Below are 22,994 nucleotides of genomic sequence, written 5' to 3' on the forward strand. Positions count from 1 at the left end.
CAAATATAAAGGCCGCCCTCATCATCGATCTCACACGTCAAAATCCATGAGAATGGTCAACATTATTCTCGATCCGTGGCTCCCCAGTCCGGGAGTTTTGTCGATCGGCGTCCCGTCTCGAACGGTTCGTCCGAGGGACGCGCTTGCGATACGTTTATATAGAATCACAATCAATCAAGCGTTGTATGAGCCAGCGAATGCAGCAGGGTCAGCCGATGATCATCATGGGCGACGACGCCCAACGCGTCAAGGACAAGGACGCACAGGAGTACAACATCTCCGCGGCGCGCGGCGTCGCGGAGGCGGTACGCTCGACGCTCGGGCCGAAGGGGATGGACAAGATGCTCGTCGACTCGATGGGCGACGTCACCATCACGAACGACGGCGTCACCATCCTGCAGACGATGGACATCGACAACCCGACCGCCGAGATGATCGTCGAGGTCGCCGAGACCCAGGAGGACGAGGCCGGCGACGGCACGACGAGCGCGGTCGCCATCGCGGGCGAGCTCCTGAAGAACGCCGAGGAGCTCCTCGAGCAGGACATCCACCCCACCGCGGTGATCAAGGGATTCAACCTCGCGAGCGAGTACGCCCGCGAGCAGGTCGACGACATCGCCACGGCCGTCGACCCCGACGACACGGAGACGCTGAAGAACGTCGCCGAGACGTCGATGACGGGCAAGGGCGCGGAGCTCGAGAAGGACGTCCTCGCGGACCTCGTCGTCCGCGCGATCCAGGACGTCACCGTCGAGGCCGAGGACGGCTCGCACGTCGTCGACCTCCAGAACCTGAACATCGAGACGCGGACCGGTCGCTCGGCCGGCGAGTCCCGGCTGCTCTCCGGCGCGGTCGTCGACAAGGACCCGGTCCACGACGACATGCCCACCGACTTCGAGGAGGCGAACGTCCTCCTGCTCAACGAGGCCATCGAGGTCGAGGAGGCCGACGTCGACACCTCGGTCAACGTCGACTCGCCCGACCAGCTCCAGAAGTTCCTCGACCAGGAGGAGAAGCAGCTCCGCGAGAAGGTCGACGCGATCGTCGAGAGCGGCGCGGACGTCGTCTTCTGTCAGAAGGGGATCGACGACCTCGCCCAGCACTACCTCGCGAAGGAGGGTATTCTCGCGATCCGTCGGACCAAGAAGTCCGACATGAAGTTCCTCAAGAACGTCCTCGACACGACGATCGTCACCGACATCGACTCGCTGTCGGCCGACGACGTCGCGGTCGGCTCGGTCACCCGTGACGCCGAGGAGGAGCTGTTCTACGTCGAGGGGGAGAACCCCCACGGCGCGACGCTGCTGCTTTACGGCTCGACCGAGCACGTCGTCGACGAGCTCGAGCGCGGGATCAACGACGCGATCGACGTGGTCGCGACCACCGTCTCGGACGGGCGGACGCTGCCCGGCGGCGGCGCGATCGAGGTCGAGCTCGCGAGTCGGCTCCGCGACTACGCCGACTCCGTCTCCGGGCGTGAGCAGCTCGCCGTCGAGGCGTTCGCCGACTCGCTCGAGCTGATCCCCCGCGTCCTCGCCGAGAACGCCGGACTCGACTCCATCGACCTGCTGGTCGACCTCCGTGCGGCCCACGAGTCGGGCGACGAACACGCCGGGCTCAACGTCTTCACCGGCGAGGTCGAGGACACCTTCGAGGCGGGAGTCGTCGAGACTGCCCACGCCAAGGAGCAGGCGGTCGCGTCCGCCGCCGAGGCCGCGAACCTCGTGTTAAAGATCGACGACATCATCGCGGCCGGCGACCTCTCCACCTCCGGCGACGGCGACGAGGGCGGCGCCGGCGGCATGGGAGGCATGGGCGGCATGGGCGGCATGGGCGGCATGGGCGGCGCGATGTGAAGTCAGGCGAGTAATCGCCCACACAGCCGCCACTCCGTTCGCGACGTCGACGATCACCGATCGACCGGTCGGCTGATCGATCAGTCGGCCGATCGACCGATCGGATCCACCCGTTCTCCGGTTTTCTAGGCGAGCGATGCGAACAGTGAGCCGTTCGTGTCCGGTCGAGGACTTTGGGACGACGCTCGCGACCGTTGATTATCGCGGTTGATAACTAGATGCGAAGCGTATTTATTCCGGTGCTGTCACTTTCCCGTAATGGCTGGAGCGACGGACGTGTCTGTTCTCTACGTCAACGACGACGCCGAACTCCTCGAGTTGGTCGCTCGGCGCCTCGAGCGCGAGGACGACCGGATCGGCGTTCGAACCGCCGAATCGGTGGACGAAGCCGAAGCGGTCCGAACCGATCACCGGGTCGATTGCGTTCTGAGCGACCACCACATGCCGGGGCGGACGGGACTCGACTACCTCCGTTCGATCCGCGAGGACGGCGACGACGTCCCGTTCATCCTCTTTACCGAGACGGGCGACGAGGAGGTCGCGAGCGAGAGCATCAGCGCCGGCGTCACCGACTACGTCATCCACCGGGCCATCGGCGACCCCTCCCCGCTTCTGGCCCGGAAGGTCCTCTCGGCCGTCGAACACGAACGCGCCCAACGACGGATGGAGCGGACGGACCGGAAGCTCCGGTCGCTCGCCTCGGCGACCGACGACGTGCTGTGGATATTCTCGGCGGACTGGCAGGAGCTCCACTTCACCAACTCCGCGTACGAGACCGTCTTCGGCCGACCGATCGAGGAACTCCGATCGGACCCACAGTCGTTCCTCGACCGGATACATCGCGACGACGTCGACCGTGTCAGGGACGCGATGGAGCGGATCTCAGACGGGGAGACCGTCCGGATCGAGTACCGCGTGAACAGGTCCGAGGAGTTCGAAGCGTGGATCGAATCGCGGTGTATCCCGGTCACCGACGACCGGGGAGAGGTCGATTTCATCAGCGGTTTCAGTCGGGACATCACCGACCGGAAGTACTACGAGAAGAGTCTGGTCGAGAAGAACGAACGGCTGGAACGGTTCGCGTCGACCGTCGCACACGACCTCCGAAACCCGTTGAACGTCGCCGACGGGAACCTCGACCTCGCGAGGGAGGATCACGACAGTCCGTATCTCGAAACGAGCGCGTCTGCGCTCGCCAGAATGGACGACCTCATCGACGAGCTGCTCACGCTCGCGAAGCGGGGCTCGACGATCGACGACCGCACGTCGGTCGAGTTTGAATCGCTGGTCCGATCGAGCAGCGAGAACCTCCTGTTGTCGGATGCCACCCTCGAGGTCGACGACTCGACGACGGTCCGGTGTGACCCCGGACGGACGGTCGAGGCGCTGGAGAACCTGTTGCGGAACGCCGTCGACCACGCCGGCGAGTCCGTGGCCATTACCGCGGGCGTATTGGAGGACGAGAGCGGGTTCTACGTCGAGGACGACGGACCGGGGATCCCGCCGGCGGACCGCGAGGCGGTCTTCGAGCGGGGACACACCACGTCCGACCACGGGAGCGGCTTCGGGCTCGCGATCGTCTCGCAGATCGTCGCCGCCCACGGGTGGGAGATAGACGTGACGGAGGGATCCGACGGCGGCGCACGCTTCGAGGTCACCGGCGTCGGGCTCGACCCGGTCGGCATCGAGGCGTAGTCGGGTCGGATCGTGCCGCCGAAACCGGAACGCTTCAGCAGGGATAAGTACCCCTCCGGCAAGAGTTGCGGTATGCAGACGCTGCTCCTCAACGGCGAGGACGTCGACGAGAACGCACGAATGGACCGCGTCATCGAAGCGGTCGAGGGCGCGTTCGCCGCCTACGAGCGCGGCGACGCCCAGATGCCGCCGAAGTCGTACATCGACCTCCCCGAGTACAACGGCGACTTCCGGTCGATGCCCGCGTACATGGACGCCGGCGACTGGGACGCCGCCGGGATCAAGTGGGTGAACGTCCACACGGACAACCCCGCAGACCACGACCTCCCGACCGTGATGGGAACGATGATCTACTCGGACCCCGAGACCGCCTTCCCGCTCGCGATCATGGACGGGACCGAGCTCACGATGAAGCGGACCGGCGCGGCCGCCGCGGTCGCCACCGACCACCTCGCGGTCCCGGACGCGACCTCGATGGGGATCGTCGGCGCGGGCGTCCAGGCGTACACCCAGCTCGAGGCGATCGCCGCGGTGCGCGACATCGAGGAGGTCGTCGTGAGCGACCTCGACGAGGAGCGCGTGGCGGACTTCATCGACGCCTTCGAGGACCGCTTCGACGTGCGCGCGGGCTCGATCTCGGAGGCCGGCCACTGCGACGTGCTCTCGACGGTGACGCCCGTCGAGGACCCGATCGTCGGCCCCGACGACGTGGGCGAACACACCCACGTCAACGCGATGGGCGCCGACGCCGAGGGCAAACACGAGCTGGCCGACGACCTCCTGCTCGACGCGACGATCGTCATCGACGACCACGCGCAGTGTACCCACTCCGGCGAGATCAACGTCCCGTACGCCGCCGGCGTCCTCGGCGACGACGACGTCTACGGCGAGATCGGCGAGATCGTCGTCGGGAACCGCGCCGGGCGTGCGGGAGCCAAGGACACGGGCGAGGAGGGCGTGTCCGGCGTCACCGTCTTCGACTCGACCGGCCTCGCGATCCAGGACGTCGCGGCCGCCCGCGTCGTCTACGAGGAGGCCGACGACAACGACAACGGCTACCCGTTCGACCTGCTCGGCCTCGCGGAGTAGGTTCGGTCGCGTCACTTTATATCGCCAAGCCCGAGCGATCGGTATGCGACTCGTCAGCGTCGCGGCGCTCGCGGAGAACGGCGTGATCGGCAACGACGGGGAAGTTCCCTGGCCACACATCGAGGCGGACGTGCGGCAGTACCGCGAGCGCGTCGCGGGCTCGCCGGTGATCCTCGGCCGGCGTACCTTCGACTCGATGCGCGATGACCTCCCGGGGAGCCGACAGATCGTCGTGAGCCGGAGCGTGGACGCCGTCGACGTGCCGACCGCGGTCGTCGCCGGCGACGTCGAGGCGGCCCTCGATCGGGCGCGCGAGGCGGCGACGGAGGACGGCGTCGAGACTGTCTACGTCCTCGGCGGCGGGGCGATCTACGAGCTGTTCCAGCCGCACGTCGACGAGATGGCGCTCAGCCACGTCGACGGCGTCTACGAGGGCGACACGCGGTACCCGGCGTGGGACGAGACGGAGTGGGAGGTGATCGAGGAGACCGATCACGAACGGTTCACCCTCCGGGAGTGGCGGCGGCGGTCGGCGGGAGAGTGAATCGCGTTACCCTTCGATCCGCTCCGCGAACCCGAACCGCGGTTTGACGTCCCTGACCTCGATCGCGACCGTTTCACCGGGATCCCCGTCGGGGACGAAGAGCGTGTAGCCGTCGACGTACGCGATGCCGTCGCCCTCGTCGCCGCGCTCCTCGATAGTGACCTCGAGTCGGTCGCCGACCGCGACGGTGGCGGTCATCCGACCCTTGCCGACGAGGTACACCTCCGAGGAGGCGTCCCGCGAGGCCGGCGGCGACGTCGTCTTCACGTACTCGAACGCGTCGGCGACCTCGTCGCGGAACCCGTCGAGGTCCTCGCCCTGGAACACCTTCACGACGAAGTCGCCGCCGGGCGCGAGCAGCTCCTTCGCGACGTCGAACGCCTGCCGGGCGAGGTGGACCGACCGCGCGTGGTCCAGCGAGTACTCGCCGGTCATGTTGGGGGCCATGTCGCTCACGACGACGTCCGCGCCGCCCTCGCCGACCGCCTCCCGCAGGTAGTGGCGGGTGCGCTCCTCGGTCATGTCGCCGCGGATCGTCTCGACGCCGTGCTCGTCGAGGTCGTCGATGCGCTGGAGGTCGACGCCGATCACGGTCCCCGATTCGCCCGCCTCCTCGGCGGCCACCTGGAGCCAGCCGCCCGGCGCGGCCCCGAGGTCGACGACGGTGTCGCCGGGTGCGAGGAGGTCCGCGTCCTCGTCGAGCTGTTTCAGCTTGTAGGAGGCGCGGCTCCGGTACCCCTGCTGTTTCGAGCGGTTGTAGTAGTCGTCCTTCCCGCTCATGGGCGACTCACCGAGTTCGAGGGGTTCCGATCGCGGGTCGACGGCGAGATCGTGGTCATACCGGACGTGACGCGGTCGAACCGGAAAGGCACGTCGGATGTGGGACCGGCCGGAGGTCGTCGCGTCGGATCCCTAGATCCCGAGGTCACGGAGCGTCCAGTCGTCCGGGAGTTCCGCGTCGAACCCCGTCCCCTCGACGAGGTCGCGAACGCGCCGTTCGACCGCCTCGTCCAGTTCGAACGCGTAGTCGAACTCCCCGGCCCAGTCGTAATAGCGTGGCGTCCGCGGTCGTGAGTCGTCGGTTTTCAGATCGTACACGCAGTCGAGCAGGTACCGTCGATACGGCATATCGTCGCGATTGACTCGGGGGAACGTTCCGTCGATCGACTCGTCTCCCACCAGCCGTTCGAGGGCGTCGACCGCGGCGTACTGGTCGGCGTAGAAGGCGTGTTCGAGCGTCGGATTGACCGAGAGATCGCCCGACTTCGCCCGGGCGCGGAGACGGTCGACGATCGAGTGGTCCGGATGCCCGATCCCCCACCCGTACGCGTGGGCCTCCTCGAGCGCGATGTCGTCGCCGTCCGCGGCGTCGACCGCGACGGCATCGAGATACTCGAGCGACGTGATCGGTACGGCCTCGACGCCGTCGGCCAGTCGCGTGCGGATCACGTACCGGCCGACCACGTTGGCGAGCGCGGGAGTCACGAGCGGGAGCTCGTCGTCCGCGGCCGGGTCGTACGCGTCCATCACGTCGTCGAGGACGTCCCGTCCCTCCGACCGTGTCGCCGCGTCGAGCGCGTCGGCGACGGGCTCGTAGTACGACCAGAACACCTCGCGATACGTGTCTCCGCTCCCGCCCTCGTCGAGCGCGGCCGAGAGCGTCGACTCGAAGGCTGCGATCGCGTGATGGATCGCGTCGACGTCGCCGTCGGCGACCCGGTCGAGCGGGTCGTCGAGTTCGGCGACGGATCGGCCGGAGCCGCCGCCGGAAGACGGGGACGTCGAGTCATTCACGCCGGCCGTGTCGGAGACGCCGGACACTTCGGACGCGTCGAGAGACCCGTCGGAGTGGTCGTTGCCACAGTCGTGGAGACGGAGGCGTGAGAGCGTCTCGAACGTCTCGCCGCAGTCGTCACACTCGTGTCCCATGGCCGCACTACACGCTCCCGGGGAAATGATTTGACGATTCGGCCGGACTGTCGAGCCGGACCGGTCGGAACGCGGTCGCTCCGGCACCGCCGTTAGAGTCAAACGGTCACGCGTGCCAGGTCCGGGTATGAGCGTCGAAGGGGCAGAACGGACCATTCGGTGTCTGGTCGCGAAAGTCGGGCTCGACGGCCACGACCGGGGCGCACACGTGATCGCGCGGGCGTTCCGCGACGCCGGTTTCGAGGTGGTCTACTCCGGCCTCCACCGCGCGCCGGAGGACATCGTTCAGGCGGCGGTCCAGGAGGACGTCGACGTCCTCGGCATCTCGATCCTCTCGGGGGCGCACAACACCCTCGTCCCGAAGGTGATCGAGGGTCTGGAGGAGTACGGCGCGTTCGAGGACACCCTGATCCTCGTCGGCGGGATCGTTCCCGACGACGACGTGAAGGAGCTGAAGGAGCTTGGCGTCGCGGAGGTGTTCGGCCCGGGAACGCCGATGAAGGAGACGATCGAGTTCGTCCGGAACAACGTCCCGGAGCGCGAGTAAATGAACGGGCGGGACACGAACTGGGGGGCGAACTCGACTCGGGAGCGGGCCGCTTCCCACGATCGAGCGGTCGAACTCCGCGACCGCGACGCCGAACTCCTCGAGGAGTTGCTCGCGGGGAACCACCGTGCGCTCGCGCGGGTCATCACCAAGATAGAGGAGCGCACGCCGGGGTACCGCGGGATCGTCTCGACGCTGTACGACCACGCCGGCGACGCGGCCGTGATCGGCGTGACGGGCGCGCCCGGCGCCGGAAAGTCAACGCTCGTCGACAAACTGGCGGCGGCCTACCGAGAGCGCGGCGACACGGTCGGCGTCGTCGCCGTCGATCCCTCCTCGCCGTACACCGGCGGCGCGGTGCTCGGCGACCGGATCCGGATGGCCTCGAACGTCGGCGACATGGACGTGTTCTTCCGATCGATGAGCGCGCGCGGGCAGCTCGGCGGACTCTCGACGGCGACCGCGGACGCGGTGACCGCGCTCGACGCGTTCGGGAAGGACGTAGTGATGATCGAGACCGTCGGTGCCGGCCAGAGCGAGGTCGATGTCGTCCGCACCGCCGACACGGTCGCGGTCCTCGTCCAGCCCGAGTCCGGCGACGACGTCCAGACGCTGAAGGCGGGCATCCTCGAGATCGGCGACGTGTTCGTGGTCAACAAAGCCGACATGGACGGGGCCGAACGGACCCTCGCCGAGTTGGAGGAGATGGTCCATCGCCGCGAGGGCCCGACCGCCGGGCTCGACGCGGGCCACCACGGAGTCGGGGTGCCGAACCACCCGAACGACGACGGAAGCGAGGGCGAGGCGGACGACGAGAGGGACGCGTCCGTCGATGACGCCGTCGACGCGTGGACCCCGGCAGTGCTGGCGACCGTCGCCGAGGCGGGCGACGGTATCGACGAGCTGATCGGGGCGTTCGACGCGCACGGGGAGTTCCTCCGCGAGTCCGGCGAACTGAGCGAGACGCGGCGGCGTCGATACGCCGAGGAGATCCGGACGCTGGTGCGGGCGGACGTCGGCGCGATCGCGAGCCAGGCGATCGAGCGTCACGGCGGGATCGAGGCGCTCGCGGCTCGGGTCGAGCACAAGGAGGCGGACCCGTACGGCCTCGCGGCCGAGATCGTCGACCCGATCGCGGCGTGCGTCGAGGACTGCGACGAGCCGGGAGAGTCGGGAGAGTCGGACGAGCCGAACGAACCTGACGAGCAGTAGGAGCGGTAGACGGCGGCGGAAGCGCATGAACGGAGACGGGAGGTTCGTGAACCGGGACGGCGAGGGTCACGTAATATAAGTCGCCAGCGAACCAACGGGATAGCATGAAACTCAGGAACCTCGCCGGAACGGCCCTCCTCGGGATCGGCACGATCGCGGCGACGAACGCCGGGCTTCGCTACGAGGGAGATCTCGAGTCGCCGCTCGTCGGCGACGACGGGACCTTCCGCTGGCGCGGGATGGACGTGGCGTACACCGAGGGCGGCGATCCGGCGGACCGCGACCTCGTGCTCCTCCACGGGATCAACGCCGCGGGCTCCGCCGGCGAGTGGCGCGAGGTCTTCGGCGACCTCACCGCCGACTACCACGTCATCGCCCCCGACCTCCCGGGGTACGGCCGCTCCGATCGCCCGCCGCTGCGGTACTCCGCCGCGCTGTACGGGGACTTCGTTCACGACTTCCTCGCCGAGTTCGACGAGCCCGCGGTGGTCGCCTCGTCGCTGTCGGCGGCGTACGCCGCCGGGGCGGTCGCCGGCGACGGAGCCGCCGGCGACGACGTCGAGATAAGCGGCTTCGTCGCGGTCTGCCCCACGACCGTCGCCGGGCCGAGCCCGCCGAAGCCCTGGCTCCGGGAACTGCTTCGGTCGCCGCTCGTCGGCTCGGCGCTGTTCAACCTGATCGCCTCGAAACCCTCGATCCGGTACTTCAACGCCGACCACGGCTACTACGACCCCGAAAACCCCACGGAGGAGTGGGTCGACTACGAGTGGCGGACCAGCCACGTCGAGAACGCGCGCTTCGCGCCGGCGTCGTTCGTCTCGGGGTACCTCAACAGCGACCTCGACCTGGCGGCCACGCTCGCCGACCTCGAGGTGCCGCCGACCATCGTGTGGGGACGCGAGGCGGACGTGAGCCCGCTCTCGGACGGCCGGGAGCTCGCGGACGCGTCGGGGGCGCGGCTGGTCGTCTTCGATCGGGCCGCGCTGCTTCCGCACGCCGAACACCCGAACCGGTTCCTCGAGACCGTCCGCGAGAGCCTCGTCGCGGGCGCGACGGCCTGAACGGGTCCGGGGTTCGGATCCGTCCCTCGTTCCCGCCCCGTCGACGCCGGTCCGAGTCCGAACCGCTCGCCGTCCGGGCTCACCCGTCGCGCCGCACGTAGAGCGTCTTCCGACAGGTCGCGTGGACGGTGCCGGACCCGTCGACGAGCGAGACGTCGTACTCGCGGTCGGTCGACTCGCCGGGCGCGAGCTCCTCGCGGATCGTCGCGGTCTCCGCGGCGTCGATCTCGAACTCCGCGTACAGCGTCCCGCGACCGGGTTCGATGAACTCGATCGCGGCCGACTTGTCCCAGACGGTGAATCCGTCGCCGAGGACCCGTCGGAGCATGGTCATGTACACCGGGTCGAGCGCGCCGTAGAGGCTCCCGCCGAAGGTCACGCCGAGGCCGTTTCTCGTTCGCCAGTTGAACGGAACCCGAACGCGGACGTATCGCCACTCCGCGCCGATGCGGTCGATCCGCCCCCCGGTCCCGCGATAGGCGGGAAGCAGGTTGAACGCGTGTCGCCACAGCCGCGTCCGGAGGCTCTCCGCCGGCGGGTCCGGGTCGATCGGGTTCGAGTCCGGGTCGCGGTCGATCCCGGTCGGGGAGTCCGTCACGTCCACTCCAGTCGTCCGCGGGGGCAAACCGGTACCGAAACGCGAGACAACGCGCGTCGCGTTGCCGAACGGGTCCGTCTCGCCGGGAGGGCCGCGACGGGACGGATCGCGACGTTCCGTATCTCCGCGCCCCGAAACTCGCATCGCCGCGCCCCGAAACCCGTATCCCCGCTCGTCCGCAACCGGACACCGATGGAGTGTGACAAGTGCGGGGCCGACGCGATCCACCACGCCGCCTACTCGGGGGCCCACCTCTGTGGCGAGCACCTCTGTCGCTCGGTCGAGAAGCGCGTGAAACGCCGCGTTCGGGAGGACGGGCTGCTCGATTCGGAGGCGACCCCCGACGACCCCGACCGCTGGGTGATCGGGCTCTCGGGCGGGAAGGACAGCGTGGTCCTCACCCACGTCCTCGACGACGTGTTCGGACGCGACCCGCGCGTCGAGATGCTCGCGCTCACGATCCACGAGGGGATCGAGGGATACCGCGACGAGAGTCTCGACGCCTGCCTCGAGCTCACCGCGGACCGTTCGATCCGCCACGAGGTCGTCTCCTACGACGACGAGTTCGGCGTCCGCATGGACGACGTGGTGGAGACGGACCCGGAGGACATGGCCCCGTGTGCGTACTGCGGGGTGTTCCGCCGGGACGTCCTCGAGCGGTATGCGGGGGAGTTCGACGCGGACAAGCTGCTCACCGGTCACAACCTCGACGACGAGGCCCAGACCGCCCTGATGAACATCCTCGAGGGCGACGTCCGGCAGGTCGCGAAACACTTCGACGCCTCGCTCGGACCCTTCGACGAGCGCGGCGAGACGGACGAGTTCGTTCCACGCGCCAAGCCGCTTCGCGACGTGCCCGAGAAGGAGATCGCCCTCTACTGTCACGTCCGCGAGCTCCCGGTTCACATGGCCGAGTGTCCCCACGCCGCCGAGGCGTACCGCGGCGAGATCCAGTCGCTCATCCACGACCTCGAGGAGAACCACCCCGGCACGCGCCACTCGATCATGGCCGGCTACGAGGAGCTGTCGGCGCTCACCGCGGAGCGGTATCGGGAGGGTGGGGACGGTGACGATCGGGGCGAATCCGACGGCGACCGGGACGACGACGGTGGCGGCGACGGCAGCCGCGACGACGGCTCCCGATCGCTTCGCGAGTGCACGCGCTGCGGGTCGAAGACCAGCCGCGAGGTCTGCCGGAAGTGCCGACTGCTCGATGCGATCGAGGCGGCGTCGTGACTCCGGGATCGACCCGACGCGAAAAACGCGGCGTGTAGCGAACGGTTCCGAGGCGTACCGCCTCAGCGGATGACGTCGAGCCCGTTGTTCTTCTCGACGGGCTCGGTGCCGCCGTCCGACTCCCAGGCGGCGCGTTCGGAGCCGCCGGATCCCTGGACCGCGTTGCTCGCTTCGGTCGCCCGCGAGCGGGAGTCGCCGAGGTCGTCGGCGTCGACCGCGGCGCGGGACTTGTCCGCCTGCTTCTGGGTCGACGGGCCGAGCACCTGCGCGCTCTGGACGCCCGTCATGATCGCCATGACGCGGACCTTCCCCTTGTACTCGTCCTGGATTCGTGCGCCCCAGATCACGTTGGCGCTCGCCTCCAGTCGCTCGGTGATGTTGTTCGCGATCCCCTCGGCCTCCTTCAGCGTGAGGTCCGGGCCGCCCGTGATGTGGACGAGCCCGCCGGAGGCACCGCGGTAGTCGACGTCGAGGAGGGGATGGTTCATCGCGTCGTTGACCACCTCCTGGGTCTTGTTCTTGTCCTGGGTCTCGCCGACGAGCATCACCGCGACGCCGCCCTGGTTCATGATGGTGGACATGTCGGCGTAGTCCAGGTTGATCAGGCTCGGCTGGGTGATCGTCTCGGAGATCCCCTTGACCGTCTCCGCGATGATCTGGTCCATCACGGAGAACGCCTTGCCGATCGGCAGGTTCGGGACGTAGTCGAGCAGCCGGTTGTTGTCGAGGACGATGATCGAGTCGGCCTCGTTACGGAGCGACTCCAGCCCCTCCTCGGCTTTCACCGTGCGGGCGCGCTCGACGTTGAACGGGGTCGAGACCATCCCGACGACGATCGCCCCCTGGTCCTTGGCGATCTTCGAGACGACCGGCGCGGCGCCGGTGCCCGTGCCGCCGCCCATGCCGGCGGTGACGAAGACGAGGTCGGCGTCTCCGAGCACCTCCTTGATCGTTCCCTGGGCCATCTCGGTCGCACGTTCGCCCATCTTGGGGTCGCCGCCGGCACCGAGCCCCTGCGTGAGCGACTTGCCCACGAGGATCTTGGTGTCGGCCTCGATCATCTTGAGGTGCTGTTTGTCCGTGTTGATCGCGACGGTGTCGGCGCCGTCGACGCCGATGTTGTACAGACGGTTGACGGTGTTGTTGCCGGCACCGCCGGCACCGACGATGACGATACGGGGGTCCCCGAACTCGTCGTCGTCCATGCTGGCGTCCATCTCGCGCTTCTCCGCTTCCGCGTTGTCGAGGGCGTCCTGAACGAGATCCTGCATCGATCTACACCTTGGCCCAGCTGCGGTTGCGGCCGCGCTCCTCGCGCTCGCCGTCCTGTTCGCTCAACATGTCGCGGACGGCCGACCGGATCGCCTCGCTCCGGTTCGGGAACTCACCCGTCTCGACCATCTGTTCGACCTCGTCTATCTGCTGTTTCGGGATCCGTAGTGTCACACGCTCCATTTGTTGTATTCCCCCGGTAAGACGACGTCCACGACACACGCCGTGCGTCTTACAGGCCGAAACCGCCCGACTGTGGGGACATCCCCTCGTCGGACGCCGTCTGTAAGACGGTCGTCTTACGCGGTTGTAGTCACCGAGGCTACCCTTATAAAACTAACGGCGAGCGTAAGACGTTATCGAGAACTCGTGTATACTCGCCTGAAACCAACGTTTTCGGCAGTTATCTGTCCTTGAGCACGTCCGCAGCGGGGGTTCGTCGCCCACAGCCGGGACAGAACGCCCAGTCGGTTCGGACCTCGTCGCCGCACTCACAGAAGGCACGGTGTGACTGTTTCTCACCACAGTTCGGACAGTATACGTGGTCTTCCGGCACGTTTTCTCCACATCCGCCACAGGCGTTTTCGCCCGTTTGCATCCCGGGATCGGCGCGTGTCTTACGCGTATCGGGCTCGATCTCGGGTTCCGTCTCCCGTGTCACACGCGCGTCGCCGTCGTCGGCCCCAGGAGCGTCGAGCGTGACGTTTACGTTGATCTCGCCCGCCGTAGACGGCGTATACGCGTCTTCCGGGCGACGCCCCGCAGTCCCGAGCCGATCGTCCAACGCGGCGTCGAGCCGATCGGCGATCAGCTCGTCGATCCGGTCCGAGAGGGCGGCGTCCACGCCGCCCTCGGATCCGTCGGTCTCCGATCCGCCAGCCGTACCGTCGAGGTGTGCGCGGAGCGCCTCGCGCATCACCTCGCTTTTGGAGGCTTCACACGCTTCCAGCCGCTCGACGAGGTCGTCGTCGGCTCGGAAGGTGATCTTGCTCATCGGCTACCGATAACCATGGCGGGTACAAGTATCTTCCTCCGCGTCCGACGAGCGACGGACACGCGTCTTCCAGCGGTCTTCGATGGTTTCGTTTCCTCGAAACGTCCGCCGTTCCGAGGCCCATGAGATGTGGTCACACGTGTGTCTGACACAGGTTTATACGCCTCGCGCGGGCATACGTGTGTACATGAGCAACCGCGTCGAGGACCTCGAACGGCAGGTCGCGGAGCTACAGGCGGCGGTCAACGGGCTCACCGAGGAGCTCGTCGAGATGAAAGAGCGCGTCCGACAGGTCGAGGACGCCCAGGAGGTGCCGATCGACGCCGAGGCGGAGGCCGCCGCGGACGCCCCCGTTCCCGAGGAGCCGTCGTCCGACGCGTCCGACACGACCGAGGGCGAACGACGGACGCACTCCGACGACCACGTCGAGGTCGTCGAGCGAACCGGCGGACCGTCGAACGCGGAGGGTCCGGAGGGCGACGGGACCGAGAGTGCGACGGCCGACTCGCCCGCCGTGACCGACGGGGACGTCGATCCCGAGACGACGGCGTCCGACGCGGAGGCCGCCGCCGCCGACGCGGACGGAAGCGAGGCCGAGAGCGAAGAGTCCGACGACAGCGACATCATCGTCGCGTAATCGGCCCCCGCACCACCCCGCATGCACATCACTGAAGTAGTCCTGGACGGATTCAAGAGCTTCGGACGGACGACGAGGATCCCCTTCTACGAGGACTTCACGGTCGTCACCGGGCCGAACGGCTCCGGAAAGTCGAACATCATCGACGGGGTTCTGTTCGCGCTCGGACTCGCCCGAACTCGCGGGATCAGAGCCAAGAAGCTCACGGACCTCATCTACAACCCCGGCCACGACGACGGGGAGGCGTCCGGCGGCCCGAAGGAGGCGTCCGTCACCGTCGTGTTGTCCAACGAGGACGGGACGCTCGACCGCTCGCAGGTCGTCTCGGCGGCCGGCTCCGAGAACGTCGGCGACGTCTCCGAGATCACTATCAAGCGGCGAGTGAAGGAGACCGAGGACAACTACTACTCGTACTACTACCTCAACGGCCGCTCCGTGAACCTGTCCGACGTCCGTGACCTGCTCGCGGCCGCGGGCGTCACGCCCGAGGGCTACAACGTCGTCATGCAGGGCGACGTGACCGAGATCATCAACATGACCCCCTACCAGCGTCGGGGGATCGTCGACGAGATCGCGGGCGTCGCGGAGTTCGACGAGAAGAAGGAGGCCGCCTTCGAGGAGCTCGACACGGTGAAGGACCGGATCGGCGAGGCTGACCTCCGGATCGAGGAGAAACGCGAGCGGCTCGATCGGCTCTCCGACGAGCGCGAGACCGCCCTCGAGTACCGGTCCCTCCGCGAGGAGGTCGAGCAGTACCGCGGCTACCGGAAGGCCTCGGAGCTGGAGGACAAACGCGACTCGTTCGCCGAGGTCGAAGACGAGATCGCGGACGCCGAGACGGAACTCGAGGAACTCCGCGTCGAACTCGACACCAGACAGGGGACGCTCACCCGTCTCGAGGAGGACCTCGCCGACCTCAACCACGAGATCGAGACCAAAGGCGAGGACGAGCAGATCGCGATCCGCTCCGAGATCGAGGAGATCAAAGGCGAGATCTCCCGGCTGGAGGGGAAGATCGAGGCCGCGGAGGAGCGCGCCGAGGACGCCGAGACCGAACGCCGGAACGCGTTCGTCCAGATCGATCGCAAACAGGAGACGATAGACGACCTCGAGTCGGAGATCCGCGAAACGAAGGTCCAGAAGGCGTCCCTCAAGTCGGAGGTCGCGACGAAGCGCTCCGAGCTGGCGGACGTGGAAGCCGAGATCGAGGGCGCGGACACCGAGTTCGACGAGCTGAAGACGGAACTCGCGGAGCGGAAGGAACGGCTCGAGTCCCTCCGCGAGGAGAAACACCGCCACCAGCGCGAGAAGGACCGGCTGCTCGACGAGGCCCGCCGACGCTCGAACGCGGTCGAGGAGGCCCGTGCGGACCTCGAGGACGCTCGCGAGGAGGTCCCCGAGCTGAAGGCGCGGATCTCCGAGCTCCACGGCGAGCTCGACAAGGCCGAGCGGAACGAGTCGAAGATCGAGGACGTCGTCGCCGACCTGTTCGCCGAGAAGGCGGAACGGAAGGAGGCATTGGAGGCGATCGAGGACGACCTCCGCGAGAAACAGAACGAGTACGCGAAGCTGGAGGCGGCCGCGAGCGAGCGCGGCGACACCTCCTGGCCCCGGGCGGTAACCGAGGTGAAGAACGGCGGCATCGACGGGGTCCACGGCGCGGTCGGCGAGCTCGGCTCCGTCGAGGCGGAGTACGCCGAGGCGTGTGAGACGGCCGCCGGCGGCCGGCTGGCGAACGTCGTCGTCGACGACGACGGCGTCGGATCGACGTGTATCGACTACCTGAAGCGACGGAACGCCGGCCGCGCGACGTTCCTCCCGATCACGAAGATGGACGACCGCGGGCTCCCGCGGAAGCCCTCCATGCCGGGCGTCGTCGACTTCGCGCGTAACCTCGTCGAGTACGACTCGCGCTACGAGCCGGTCTTCTCGTACGTACTCGGGTCGACGCTCGTCGTCGAGGACATGGCGACCGCCCGCGAGCTGATGGGCGACTACCGGATGGTCACCCTGGAGGGCGACCTCGTCGAGAAGTCGGGCGCGATGACCGGCGGCTCCGGCGGCGGCTCTCGGTACGCGTTCACGAAATCTGGCGGCGGCAAGCTCGAACGGCTCGCCACGGAGATCAGCGGTCTGGAGGACGAACGGCGGGAGCTCGAATCGGAGATCGACGGGTTGGACGCGGACATCGAGGACGCCCGCGAGCGGAAGGCGGACGCCGCCGACCGCGTCCGGTCGCTGGAGGGCGACATCGATCGCGCCGAAGCGGAGCTATCGGAGACCGAGGCTCGGATAGAGAACCTGGAGGAGGAACTCGAGGAGCTGCGTGCGGAACGGGAGTCGGTCGACGAGGAGATGAGCGGGATCGACGAGACGCTCGAGGCGCTCGATTCGGACGTCGGGCGGCTGGAGGCCGACGTCGACGAGATCGAGACCGAGCTCGCGGACTCGAAGATCCCGGAACTCTCGGAGCAAGCGGACGAGATCCGTTCCGAGATCGACGAGTTGGAGGACCGCATGGACGACCTCGACGCCCGGCAGAACGAACTGGAACTCGAGAAGGGGTACGCCGAGGACGCCGTCGACGACCTCCACGACACCGTCGAGGAGGCACAGAACAGGAAGAGCGAGGCCGAGTCGGCGATCGACGACCACGAGGAAACGATCGCGGAGAAGGAGGAGACGCTCGAGGAGAAACGCGAGTCGATCGCGGAGCTCGAAGCGGAGATCGCGGACCTGAAGGAGGACCGCGAGGCGCTCCGCGAGGAGATCCGGGAGGCGACCCGGAAACGCGACGAACAGCGGTCGCTCGTCGCCGACGCGGAGTCCGAACTCGAGGAGTTGGCCGACCGCCGGGACCGCCTGGAGTGGGAGATCGACGAGCTGGAGTCGCAGGTCGGCGAGTACGACCCCGAGGAGGTCCCCGACATCGACGAGGTGGAATCGCGGATCGAGGAGCTCGAAGCCGAGATGGAGGCGTTGGAGCCGGTGAACATGCTCGCGATAGACGAGTACGAGGAGGTGGAGGCCGAACTCGAGACGCTCGAGGAACGTCGGGACGTGCTCGTCGAGGAGCGCGACGCGATCACGGAGCGGATCGAGGGGTACGAGGCCGAGAAGAAAGCGACGTTCATGGAGACGTTCGAGTCGATAAACGACCACTTCCGGGACATCTTCTCGCGGCTGTCCGCGGGCAGCGGCGAGCTCCTCTTGGAGAACCCCGAGGACCCCTTCGAGGAGGGACTGACGATGAAGGCCCAGCCGGCGGACAAGCCGGTCCAGCGGCTCGAGGCGATGAGCGGCGGCGAGAAGTCGCTGACCGCCCTCTCGTTCATCTTCGCGGTCCAGCGGCACAACCCCGCACCCTTCTACGCGCTCGACGAGATCGACGCCTTCCTGGACGCGGTCAACGCCGAGCGCGTCGGCGAGATGATAGAGGAGCTGGCCGCGGAGGCGCAGTTCGTCGTGGTCGGCCACCGCTCGGCGCTGTTGGAGCGGTCGGACCGCGCCATCGGCGTCACGATGCAGGGGGACAACCTCTCGGCCGTGACCGGGATGCAGTTCGGCGGCGACGACGGCGACGAGGACGCGGAGGTGGCCGCGGATGACTGACGACGGCTCCGCGGACGCGGGAGGAGGCGGCGGCGTGCCCGACCTGGACCTGACGAGCGAGCGCGACGGCGCGACCCCGGCGTTCGGCGGGGACGTCGACACGACCGACTCCACCGTCAGCGATTCCGCCGACGCGGGCGATCCCGCCTCCGATACCCCCGCCGTCGATACCCCCGACGGCGAAGCCGACGACGGGGAGGTGGAGCCCGTCGAGCTCCTCGTCCAGCTCGCGGAGGAGGACGAGATCGAGCCGTGGGACATCGACATCGTACAGGTGACCGACGCCTTCCTCGAGAAGCTCGACGAGACCGACCTCCGGACGACGGGTCGCGCGCTGTTCTACGCGAGCGTCCTCCTCCGGATGAAGAGCGACGGAATGTTGGCGGACGACGACGAGGACGACGAGCCGGGACCGGAGCCGTGGGAGCTGGCGATGGAGGGCGGCGCCGACGATCCCGAGGACCCGGAGTTCGACCCGATCGATCGGCTGGAGGCGGAGATGGACCGCCGGCTCGACCGCAAGAACACCCGAGGCTCGCCGGAGACCCTCGACGAGCTCGTCCGCGAACTCCGCGAGGCGGAACGCGACTCGTGGTGGAAGGACTCCCGCGAGTACGACACCTCGGAGTCGCCGAGCGGCTACGGCCGCGGGACGCAGACCCTGGATTACCACGCCGGCGACGAGTTCCGCCGCGACGGGGAGCCGACCGCGGGCGAGGCGACGGACCGAACCCACGACGAGGACATCGAGGAGGTGATAACCGACGTCGAGGCCGCGTTGCGCCCGCAGTTCGAGAACGGACGTGCGGAGGTGCTCTTCGCCGAGGTGGAGTCGTCCGGCGGCCGCCCGTTCATGACGTTCCTCGCGCTGTTGTTCATGGCTCACCGCGGGTCGGTGCGGCTCCGTCAGGACGACCTGTTCGGCGACCTGTGGATCCGCGACCCCGCGGCCGCGATGGGGGAGTCGGAGGCGGTGGCGGACTGACGAACGGGTCGCTTTCCCGACACGGTTACAGATACTCGCCGAGCAGCGGCTCGATGCGCTCGCGGGTCGTCTCGGGGATCGCCTCGGTGGGCGTGTTGACGGTACCTTCGAGCGCGGTGTGCGCTTCGCAGGTGTGGTCGTCTGGGAGCGTACGAACCGCCTCCTCGACGGCGGCCTTGATCGCTTTCTGGTTCCGCTCGGCGTTCTCGAGGACCTCCTCGAGGGTCACCTCGCTGTCCGCCTTCCAGACGTCGTAGTCGGTGACGCCGGCGATCGTCGCGTACGCGATCTCCGCCTCGCGCGCGAGTTTCGCCTCCGGGATCGCCGTCATGCCGACGAGGTCCCATCCCTGGGACCTGTAGAACTCCGACTCCGCGCGCGTGGAGTACTGCGGACCCTCGATACAGACGTACGTGCCGCCCTTTACCACGGGCGTGGCGTCGTCGCTCTCGCCACCCTCGACACCGACCGCCCTCTCGGCGGCTCCGGCCAAGTGATCGACGAGTTCGGGGCTGTACGGGTCCGCGAACGGCTGGTGAACCACGACGCCGTCGCCGTAAAACGAGAGCTCGCGGTGTTTCGTCCGGTCGTAGATCTGGTCGGGGACGACGAGCGTGCCCGGCTCCAGTTCCTCCTTCAGGCTCCCGACGGCGTTCGACGCGAAGACGTGGGTCACGCCCGCCCGCTTCAAGGCGTACATGTTCGCGCGGTACGGGAGGTCGGTGGGGGACGCGCCGTGGTTCGAGCCGTGTCTGGGGAGGAACGCGACCTCGCGGCCCGTGTCGGCGAATTCGCCGATCGTGACCGCGTCGCTCGGCTCGCCGTAGGGTGTGTCGTACTCGACCTCGCGCACGTCGTTCAGTGGAAGCGCCTCGTAGATCCCGCTGCCGCCGATGAAGCCGATGGTGCTCATATTGGGGATCCGCCCGCTCGCTACTTATAGGACCTGAAGCGGATCGGCCGTGCGGGCCACGCGGGTTCACGCGATCGACGACTAAGGCCGCTCAAAGCAGCGTTCGAACCGCCGCCAGCGTCAGCCCGCTCACGACGAGCAGGTGGACGAACACGGCACCGACCGGCGCGAGGCCGACCGCCCGAAGCTCGCGAACCCGGATCGAGAGCCCGAGCCCCACGAACGCGACGAGGAAGAGCCCGTCGGAGGTCGCGGTGATGGATTCGATCGCGGCGGGCGAGAGGAATCCGCCGTTGGCGATCGCGGCGACGAGCAGGAAGCCGAGCAGGAACTTCGGGAACTCCGCCCACAGCTCGCGGGCCTCCGGGTCCGTCGCGGAACGCGCCGCGTACGCGACCGAGTAGGCGATGGCGACGCCGCCCAGAAGCGAGTTTCGCGCGAGCTTCGTCACCGTCGCCCACTGGCCCGCCTCGACCGAGTGGGCGAACCCCGCGGCCGCGACCGGTCCGGTCGAGAACATGCTCAAGCCCGCCCACACGCCGAACTGTCGACCGGTGAGCCCGAGCCACTCGCCCGCCAGCGGGAACGCCACGAGCGTGACCGCGTCGAAGAGCAGGACCGTCGCGGCCGCGTACGTGAGCGCAGCGCCGCGCGCCTCCAGCACCCGGCCGACGGCCACGACGGCGGAGACGCCGCAGACGCTCGCGCCCGCCGCCAGAAGGGACGGCGTCGTTCCCTCGATCCGGAAGACGCCGCGAGCGATCGCCTCCGAGAGCAGGAGACCGCCGGCGACGACGACGACCACCAGGCCGATGACCGTCGGACCGGCCGCCACCAGCTCCTCGATCGCGATCGCGGCGCCGAGGAGGACGATCCCGGTCTCCAACGCGAGCTTGTGAAGGGACACTCCCGGCTCGGCGACCGCGGGCGTTCCAGCGGTGTTCGCCACGGCGACGCCCAGGGCGACCGCGACGACGAGCGGCTGGAGGCCCGGGACCATCGCACCGAGCAGCGTCGCGAGCAGCGCGCCGCCGCCGAGCAACAACATCCCCGGAACGTACGGGCCGAGGTCGTCGAGAACCGTCATCAGAAGGGCTGGATCACGAGGTGGACCGCGACGACCGCGAGGCCCAAGAGGAGTGCCTGCCAGCCGCGGTCGAGAGCCTGCCAACGGCGGGCGAGACGCGTGCCCTCGACGCCCCCCGAGCCGTCACCGTTCTCGTCGGTCATACGGAAGCGGATCCGCACGTCGGCGTCTTACGAGTGTCGCTCGACGGGGGGATCGCCGGAAACCGGTTCGGGATCGTTCGGCCGGTCGGATCGATCAGTCGCTCGCCTCGATGGCGGTCGAGGCGTTCTCGGAGGCGGTCGTCTCGTCTCCGTCGGCGCTCTCGTCGAGCTCGCTGCTCTCGTCTCCACCGCTCTCGCCGTCCTCGCTGCTCTCGTCGAGCTCAAGGCGGGGGAAGTTGTCGATCGTCGCCGCGCGGAACGCCTCCTCGTCGAAGGAGTACTCCGCATCGAGGAACTCGAGAACGGTCCGGGTGTCGACCATGGCGTTCTTCAGCGCGGTCGACGCGCCGGGCGACGGCGTGATGTTGAATAAGATCCCGTCGCCGTGGATCTTCGCTTCGCCCATGTCGAGGTCCTTCGACTCGGTGTCGACGATCTGCGGGCGGACCCCGCCGTACCCCTTCGCGCGGTCGATGTCCCCGACGTCGACGCTCGGGACGACCTTCTGGACGTGCGGAAGGAAGGTGCGCTTCCCGACGACCGGCAGGTCGTACACCAGGTTCCGGACCACGTACGGGAACAGGATCCTGTCGGCGAGGATGTTCGTGTAGCTCAGGAACGACGACGGGGTGAAGCCGAACACGTCCGCGAAGTCGCCGACCGTCGAGAGCTCGCCGCGCTCGAGCGCGGGAACGAGCTTCGCGGTCGGGCCGAACCGAGTGACGCTCGCGTCGTGGACGTCGGCGTCGCCGTGGACCGCGGCGAAGGGCAGCTTCTTCATCTGGAGCGTGTACACCTTCCCGTTCAACAGGTCGTCGGCGAGGAAGAAGCTCCCCGCGACGGGCAGAAGCGACATGTCCTCGCCGTAGCCCATCTCCTGGGCGAACTGGAGGCTGTGTGAGCCGGCGGCGACGGCGACCGCGTCGGCCGCGAAGTCGCCGTCGTCGGTCTCGACGGTGAACCCCTCATCGCCCTCGTCGACGTTCGTCACCGTCGTGCCGAGGTGGACCGAGACGCCGTCCTCGATGCGGGCCGCCTCGACGAACGACTCCGCGATCATGCCGTAATCGAGGACGTAGCCGTCGGGGGTCTGGAGCGCGAGCAGCTCCGTGTCGGGGTCGCGTCCCTCGACGACCTTCGGCTCGATCTCCGCGATCTCCTCGCGCCCGATCGGTTCGAGTTTGGGGAAGAGCTCGCCGAACCCCTCGTCGTGGTAGCGGGCTTCGAGCTCCGCGACCTCCTCCTCGCCGACCGCGAGCACCATCTTGCTGCGCTTGCTGTGCATCTCGCGGTCGGGGTCGACGTTCTCGAGGTACCCCGCGAGCAGCTCCGCTCCCTCCTTGACCTCCTCGGCCTTCTCGAGCGTGTAGTTCGTCTCGATGTCGCCGAAGTGGAGCGTCTGGGAGTTGTTCGTGTGGTGGGAGTTCACCGCCGCGATCTCGGGTTCCTTCTCGATCAACGTGACGTCGTCGACGTCGGTGAACTTCGAGACCGTGTACAGCAGCGATGCCCCGCTTATCCCCCCGCCGATAACGATGAGATCTGTGTGGTCGGACATGCGTGAGGCTCCGTCTCACGGAATCT

The 22,994-nt window shown here is 68.0% G+C and carries 21 protein-coding genes; 11 read left to right on the forward strand and 10 right to left on the reverse strand.

Annotated elements, in window-relative coordinates; all coding sequences use genetic code 11:
• The first annotated feature begins 197 nt into the window (after positions 1-197).
• The 4 genes from thsB to OKW78_RS07235 all read left to right on the forward strand — a co-directional run bounded on the left by thsB (position 198) and on the right by OKW78_RS07235 (position 5,184).
• A complete protein-coding gene (thsB, locus tag OKW78_RS07220; RefSeq protein WP_281194737.1) occupies positions 198-1,856 on the forward strand; it encodes a thermosome subunit beta in 1,659 nt (552 codons plus the stop codon).
• Positions 1,857-2,114: 258 nt separating this feature from the next.
• Positions 2,115-3,551: a hybrid sensor histidine kinase/response regulator gene (locus OKW78_RS07225; RefSeq protein ID WP_281194511.1), complete on the forward strand. Its 1,437-nt coding sequence runs from the start codon at positions 2,115-2,117 to the stop codon at positions 3,549-3,551.
• 72 nt (positions 3,552-3,623) lie between these two features.
• Positions 3,624-4,640: an ornithine cyclodeaminase family protein gene (locus OKW78_RS07230; protein ID WP_281194512.1), complete on the forward strand. Its 1,017-nt coding sequence runs from the start codon at positions 3,624-3,626 to the stop codon at positions 4,638-4,640.
• A 43-nt stretch (positions 4,641-4,683) separates the two neighbouring features.
• The gene (locus OKW78_RS07235; protein ID WP_281194513.1) at positions 4,684-5,184 is read left to right on the forward strand and encodes a dihydrofolate reductase; all 501 of its coding nucleotides are present in this window, start codon (positions 4,684-4,686) and stop codon (positions 5,182-5,184) included.
• 6 nt (positions 5,185-5,190) lie between these two features.
• Here OKW78_RS07235 and OKW78_RS07240 read toward each other — a convergent pair whose 3' ends face one another.
• Entirely contained in the window at positions 5,191-5,964 is a 774-nt protein-coding gene (locus OKW78_RS07240) for an RlmE family RNA methyltransferase (protein WP_281194514.1), read from the reverse strand.
• 132 nt (positions 5,965-6,096) lie between these two features.
• Entirely contained in the window at positions 6,097-7,113 is a 1,017-nt protein-coding gene (locus OKW78_RS07245) for a hypothetical protein (protein WP_281194515.1), read from the reverse strand.
• A 127-nt stretch (positions 7,114-7,240) separates the two neighbouring features.
• On the opposite strand from OKW78_RS07245, the gene OKW78_RS07250 reads away from it, so the two are divergent.
• The 3 genes from OKW78_RS07250 (at position 7,241) to OKW78_RS07260 (ending at position 9,933) form a co-directional block, all read left to right on the forward strand.
• Complete coding sequence (locus tag OKW78_RS07250) at positions 7,241-7,660, forward strand: cobalamin B12-binding domain-containing protein (protein ID WP_281194516.1); 420 nt, start codon at positions 7,241-7,243, stop codon at positions 7,658-7,660.
• Positions 7,661-8,872 carry a methylmalonyl Co-A mutase-associated GTPase MeaB gene (meaB, locus tag OKW78_RS07255; RefSeq protein ID WP_281194517.1) on the forward strand — a complete coding sequence of 404 codons (1,212 nt, stop codon included), beginning with the start codon at positions 7,661-7,663 and terminating at the stop codon, positions 8,870-8,872.
• 104 nt (positions 8,873-8,976) lie between these two features.
• The gene (locus OKW78_RS07260) at positions 8,977-9,933 is read left to right on the forward strand and encodes an alpha/beta fold hydrolase (RefSeq protein ID WP_281194518.1); all 957 of its coding nucleotides are present in this window, start codon (positions 8,977-8,979) and stop codon (positions 9,931-9,933) included.
• A 79-nt stretch (positions 9,934-10,012) separates the two neighbouring features.
• On the opposite strand, the gene OKW78_RS07265 is transcribed toward OKW78_RS07260, so the two are convergent.
• Positions 10,013-10,531: a DUF4442 domain-containing protein gene (locus OKW78_RS07265; RefSeq protein WP_281194519.1), complete on the reverse strand. Its 519-nt coding sequence runs from the start codon at positions 10,529-10,531 to the stop codon at positions 10,013-10,015.
• 192 nt (positions 10,532-10,723) lie between these two features.
• Between OKW78_RS07265 and OKW78_RS07270 the strand changes: the two genes are divergently transcribed.
• Positions 10,724-11,767, forward strand: a complete 1,044-nt coding sequence (locus tag OKW78_RS07270) for a TIGR00269 family protein (RefSeq protein WP_281194520.1) — start codon at positions 10,724-10,726, stop codon at positions 11,765-11,767.
• 62 nt (positions 11,768-11,829) lie between these two features.
• Here OKW78_RS07270 and ftsZ read toward each other — a convergent pair whose 3' ends face one another.
• From ftsZ to OKW78_RS07285, 3 genes are all read right to left on the reverse strand, one after another.
• Positions 11,830-13,038, reverse strand: coding sequence for a cell division protein FtsZ (gene ftsZ / locus OKW78_RS07275; RefSeq protein WP_281194521.1), 1,209 nt, complete (start codon positions 13,036-13,038; stop codon positions 11,830-11,832).
• Between the two features lie 4 nt (positions 13,039-13,042).
• On the reverse strand, positions 13,043-13,222 hold the full coding sequence (locus OKW78_RS07280; RefSeq protein ID WP_066411425.1) for a ribbon-helix-helix domain-containing protein: 180 nt from the start codon (positions 13,220-13,222) through the stop codon (positions 13,043-13,045).
• A 220-nt stretch (positions 13,223-13,442) separates the two neighbouring features.
• On the reverse strand, positions 13,443-14,033 hold the full coding sequence (locus tag OKW78_RS07285) for a zinc ribbon domain-containing protein (RefSeq protein WP_281194523.1): 591 nt from the start codon (positions 14,031-14,033) through the stop codon (positions 13,443-13,445).
• Positions 14,034-14,220: 187 nt separating this feature from the next.
• On the opposite strand from OKW78_RS07285, the gene OKW78_RS07290 reads away from it, so the two are divergent.
• From OKW78_RS07290 to OKW78_RS07300, 3 genes are read left to right on the forward strand one after another with little or no spacing between them, the layout of a single operon-like run.
• The gene (locus OKW78_RS07290; protein WP_281194524.1) at positions 14,221-14,670 is read left to right on the forward strand and encodes a bZIP transcription factor; all 450 of its coding nucleotides are present in this window, start codon (positions 14,221-14,223) and stop codon (positions 14,668-14,670) included.
• A gap of 21 nt (positions 14,671-14,691) precedes the next feature.
• A complete protein-coding gene (gene smc / locus OKW78_RS07295) occupies positions 14,692-18,282 on the forward strand; it encodes a chromosome segregation protein SMC (RefSeq protein ID WP_281194525.1) in 3,591 nt (1,196 codons plus the stop codon).
• Entirely contained in the window at positions 18,275-19,267 is a 993-nt protein-coding gene (locus OKW78_RS07300; protein WP_281194526.1) for a ScpA family protein, read from the forward strand. Before smc ends, OKW78_RS07300 begins: the two co-directional genes overlap by 8 nt.
• Before the next feature lie 25 nt (positions 19,268-19,292).
• On the opposite strand, the gene mtnP is transcribed toward OKW78_RS07300, so the two are convergent.
• From mtnP to OKW78_RS07320, 4 genes are all read right to left on the reverse strand, one after another.
• The gene (mtnP, locus tag OKW78_RS07305) at positions 19,293-20,180 is read right to left on the reverse strand and encodes an S-methyl-5'-thioadenosine phosphorylase (protein ID WP_281194527.1); all 888 of its coding nucleotides are present in this window, start codon (positions 20,178-20,180) and stop codon (positions 19,293-19,295) included.
• 91 nt (positions 20,181-20,271) lie between these two features.
• Positions 20,272-21,267, reverse strand: a complete 996-nt coding sequence (locus OKW78_RS07310) for a YeiH family protein (RefSeq protein ID WP_281194528.1) — start codon at positions 21,265-21,267, stop codon at positions 20,272-20,274.
• Entirely contained in the window at positions 21,267-21,410 is a 144-nt protein-coding gene (locus OKW78_RS07315; RefSeq protein ID WP_203227802.1) for a hypothetical protein, read from the reverse strand. Before OKW78_RS07315 ends, OKW78_RS07310 begins: the two co-directional genes overlap by 1 nt.
• A 94-nt stretch (positions 21,411-21,504) precedes the next feature.
• Positions 21,505-22,968 (reverse strand): FAD-dependent oxidoreductase, encoded by a 1,464-nt coding sequence (locus tag OKW78_RS07320; RefSeq protein WP_281194529.1) that lies wholly within the window; start codon positions 22,966-22,968, stop codon positions 21,505-21,507.
• Between the last annotated feature and the right edge of the window lie 26 nt (positions 22,969-22,994).

Source organism: Halorubrum sp. F4 (genome assembly GCF_027257195.1).
GTDB lineage: Archaea > Halobacteriota > Halobacteria > Halobacteriales > Haloferacaceae > Halorubrum.

Bases quoted from the DNA above. Each gene is read 5' to 3' on its own strand.
- thsB (WP_281194737.1), top strand. From the start codon at position 198: ATGCAGCAGGGTCAGCCGATGATCATCATGGGCGACGACGCCCAACGC.
- OKW78_RS07225 (WP_281194511.1), top strand. From the start codon at position 2,115: ATGGCTGGAGCGACGGACGTGTCTGTTCTCTACGTCAACGACGACGCC.
- OKW78_RS07230 (WP_281194512.1), top strand. From the start codon at position 3,624: ATGCAGACGCTGCTCCTCAACGGCGAGGACGTCGACGAGAACGCACGA.
- OKW78_RS07235 (WP_281194513.1), top strand. From the start codon at position 4,684: ATGCGACTCGTCAGCGTCGCGGCGCTCGCGGAGAACGGCGTGATCGGC.
- OKW78_RS07240 (WP_281194514.1), bottom strand. From the start codon at position 5,964: ATGAGCGGGAAGGACGACTACTACAACCGCTCGAAACAGCAGGGGTAC.
- OKW78_RS07245 (WP_281194515.1), bottom strand. From the start codon at position 7,113: ATGGGACACGAGTGTGACGACTGCGGCGAGACGTTCGAGACGCTCTCA.
- OKW78_RS07250 (WP_281194516.1), top strand. From the start codon at position 7,241: ATGAGCGTCGAAGGGGCAGAACGGACCATTCGGTGTCTGGTCGCGAAA.
- meaB (WP_281194517.1), top strand. From the start codon at position 7,661: ATGAACGGGCGGGACACGAACTGGGGGGCGAACTCGACTCGGGAGCGG.
- OKW78_RS07260 (WP_281194518.1), top strand. From the start codon at position 8,977: ATGAAACTCAGGAACCTCGCCGGAACGGCCCTCCTCGGGATCGGCACG.
- OKW78_RS07270 (WP_281194520.1), top strand. From the start codon at position 10,724: ATGGAGTGTGACAAGTGCGGGGCCGACGCGATCCACCACGCCGCCTAC.
- ftsZ (WP_281194521.1), bottom strand. From the start codon at position 13,038: ATGCAGGATCTCGTTCAGGACGCCCTCGACAACGCGGAAGCGGAGAAG.
- OKW78_RS07280 (WP_066411425.1), bottom strand. From the start codon at position 13,222: ATGGAGCGTGTGACACTACGGATCCCGAAACAGCAGATAGACGAGGTC.
- OKW78_RS07285 (WP_281194523.1), bottom strand. From the start codon at position 14,033: ATGAGCAAGATCACCTTCCGAGCCGACGACGACCTCGTCGAGCGGCTG.
- OKW78_RS07290 (WP_281194524.1), top strand. From the start codon at position 14,221: ATGAGCAACCGCGTCGAGGACCTCGAACGGCAGGTCGCGGAGCTACAG.
- smc (WP_281194525.1), top strand. From the start codon at position 14,692: ATGCACATCACTGAAGTAGTCCTGGACGGATTCAAGAGCTTCGGACGG.
- OKW78_RS07300 (WP_281194526.1), top strand. From the start codon at position 18,275: ATGACTGACGACGGCTCCGCGGACGCGGGAGGAGGCGGCGGCGTGCCC.
- mtnP (WP_281194527.1), bottom strand. From the start codon at position 20,180: ATGAGCACCATCGGCTTCATCGGCGGCAGCGGGATCTACGAGGCGCTT.
- OKW78_RS07310 (WP_281194528.1), bottom strand. From the start codon at position 21,267: ATGACGGTTCTCGACGACCTCGGCCCGTACGTTCCGGGGATGTTGTTG.
- OKW78_RS07315 (WP_203227802.1), bottom strand. From the start codon at position 21,410: ATGACCGACGAGAACGGTGACGGCTCGGGGGGCGTCGAGGGCACGCGT.
- OKW78_RS07320 (WP_281194529.1), bottom strand. From the start codon at position 22,968: ATGTCCGACCACACAGATCTCATCGTTATCGGCGGGGGGATAAGCGGG.